This is a genomic window from Phenylobacterium sp. (genome assembly GCF_030693805.1).
Lineage (GTDB): Bacteria > Pseudomonadota > Alphaproteobacteria > Caulobacterales > Caulobacteraceae > Phenylobacterium.
In genome coordinates this window covers 1-2575 of sequence record NZ_JAUXZW010000148.1, presented here as the reverse complement: position 1 = coordinate 2575, position 2575 = coordinate 1, and the positions used below count along the sequence as shown (strand labels likewise).

Annotated in this window: 2 protein-coding genes and 1 pseudogene; 2 read left to right on the top strand and 1 reads right to left on the bottom strand. The window is 71.5% G+C overall.

Translation table 11 applies throughout. The annotated features are described in order from the left end of the window. Nucleotides 1-341: pseudogene (locus tag Q8M88_RS06470) on the top strand (hypothetical protein); the annotation flags it as partial. Beyond that, nucleotides 338-1447, top strand: a complete 1110-nt coding sequence (locus Q8M88_RS06465) for a DUF2336 domain-containing protein (RefSeq protein WP_305595563.1) — start codon at nt 338-340, stop codon at nt 1445-1447. The pseudogene Q8M88_RS06470 and the gene Q8M88_RS06465, both read left to right, overlap by 4 nt. A gap of 126 nt (nt 1448-1573) precedes the next feature. On the opposite strand, the gene Q8M88_RS06460 is transcribed toward Q8M88_RS06465, so the two are convergent. Continuing rightward, nucleotides 1574-2575, bottom strand: a 1002-nt coding sequence (locus Q8M88_RS06460; protein ID WP_305595561.1) for a hypothetical protein, incomplete at its 5' end; no start/stop codon positions are given.

Below are 2575 nucleotides of genomic sequence, written 5' to 3'. Positions count from 1 at the left end.
TCGCCCCGCCGCCGCCCCCGGTCGCCGCGATGAGGCCGGCCGAGCGCTCGCCCGCGCCGATAGCCAGGGTGGCCCCAGCGCCGGCCAGCATCTACCAATCCCCGCCGCCGCCCGCAGCGCCGCCTGTCGCCGTCGCAGCCGCCGTCACGCCCGCACCGGCGCGCACCGGCGGCACGCCGGCCCGCTACTATTCACTGCACCGCCAGTACGGCCTCGCGCCGGATGCGGCGCCGGCGCAATCCTCGACGCCGCGCTACGTGCTGATCGGCCCGCCCGACGAGCCCGCCGCCCCGCGCTCCGACGAGGACGACGACACGACCAAGAAGGATCGCCCCTCGTGACCGACGCGGCCGCAAGCACCAAGCTGCACGACCTGATCGCGCTGGCGCAGGAACCGTCCAGCGAGCGCCGCCGCGAACTGATGCGCGGCGTCACCGACCTGTTCTTCACTGGTCAGGCGCTGGAGGGCTCATCCGAGATGGCGCTGTTCGACGAGGTGTTGAGCCAGCTCGCCGGAGAAATGGAAGACGCTGTTCGTGGCGAACTCGCCGCGCGGATGTCCCAAGCCGAGGTCGCGCCGCGGGGACTGCTGCGCAAACTGGCTCGCGATGAATCGATCGACGTGGCCCGCCCGGTGCTGGAGGGCTCGCGCGCCCTGACCGATGACGACCTGCTGGCGGTGGCCCGCACCCGAGGCCAGGACCATCTGCGGGCGATCTCGCAGCGCGTGACAGTCTCGGAAGCCGTCTCCGAAGCCATTGTCGAGCGTGGCGACGACCACACCCTGGGCATGCTGTTGCGCAATCATGGCGCTTCGCTGTCGCGCGAGAGCGAGGAACAGGCCGTCGACCGCGCCTGTGAGAACCCCGCTCTGCACGAGGCGGTGGTGTCGCGCCGCGACCTGCCGGCGGACCTGCTGAACGAGATGTATTTCGTGGTCGAGGCCCAGCTTCGCCAGCAGATCCTCGAGCGCAACGCCGAGATGGACCCCGCCCACCTGGACGCCGCCCTGGCCGTCGGCCGCAAGACTCTGGCCGCCCGCGACGGCGCCCTGCCAGCCGACTTCGCCGAGGCCGAGCAATATGTGCGGTCCTTGCGCGCCCGCAACGGCGTCGGGCCGGCGGTGCTGGCCGGCTTCCTGCGCAACCGCGAGACCACCCGTTTCCTGGTGGCGTTGTGCGAAATGGCCGACATCGACTTCCACACCGCGCGCCGCATCCTTGAGCGTCGCGAACTCGACGCCCTGGCCATCGTCTGCAAGGCGGCCGACTTCGACCGATCGCTGTTCCTCACCTTCGCGGTGCTGATCCTGGATCGCGAAGGCAATGCGCTGGGCCGCGCCCGTGAATATGGCGAGCTCTACGAAGCTCTGGCGCGCGACGTCGCCCAACGCACGCTGCGCTTCTGGCGCCTGCGCCGCCAGACCCTGGACGTGGCGGCGGCCTAGGGGCGTTTTGCAGACGCCGCGCGTTCGTCGGCGCTGTACTGGATCGGAAATCGAATGCGTGCCCCGATCATCGGCAGGCAATCCACGCTCCAAAGCCCTTGACGCTGTGAAGTAGCGGTTGGCGACTTAGCGATCGCCCTCCGCGACCGGGAGGCTAAGGCGCTCGATCGCTTCCAGGGCGACGTTGGTCAGCGAGCGCAGGCCGTGGTCTCCGAAGACCTCCAACGCGGCCTCGAGCGCCGTGAGCGCGCGGCCGCGTTCGCCGCGGTCGCGACCGGTCATCTCGATGCGGGCCTCGTAGAGGCGGGCCAGGTGGATCTGGGCGAGCGCCCAGCTCACCGGATCGCGGCGCGCCTGAACGGAGGAGAGCTCCATCTTCATCGCGGCTTCCGCCGTATCCAGGATCGCCACGTCGCCGGTCAGCTCGGCCGAGCGGACCAGGCAAACCGCGCGCGAACTCGCCGCCACGCCGCGCAGCGGCGCCGAGGCTGCATCTTTCAGCACCACGGCGGCGCGGTCGTAGCAGGTCACCGCCTGTTCGTAGGCGCGTTCGTTGGCGCTGGCGTCGCCGAGCGCCTGCAGACCCTGGGCCAGCGCCACCTGGACGCGCGCCCAGTCCAGCGGGCTATGGTCGCGGCTCAGATGGTCCAGCACGTCGGCCAGGTCGCCAACGCCCTCGGTGATGAAATCTACCTCGCCGGTGGTCTCGCCCATCAGCACCAGGGCCTGGCCGCGCAGGATCTCGGTGCGCGCCCAACTCAACGGTTCGTAGGCCGCATCGAGGGCGGCGGCGGCGGTGGAAGCCTCGTCCATGGCGGCGGCCAGCAAGTCGCGGTCTTTCAGGCGTGCGCCCCAGCCGGCCAACAAGTCGGCGCGGACCATGCGCGCTTCGGCGACGAGCTGGCGCGCGGCGGTGCAGCGTTTGGCGACGGACTCCAGGGTGGCGATGGGGGCGGTGAAGCGGGCGGCGCAGACGCGCGCGGCCTGGGCGTCGCCATCGGCCAGGCGGGTGCGGCCTTCGATGGCGGCGATGCCGATATCGGCCAGGGCGGCGGAGAGGCCGCCTCGCGCCGCGGCGCGGGCCTCGCGGAATGCGGCGTCGGCGGCCGCGTTCAGACCGTCGTCGCC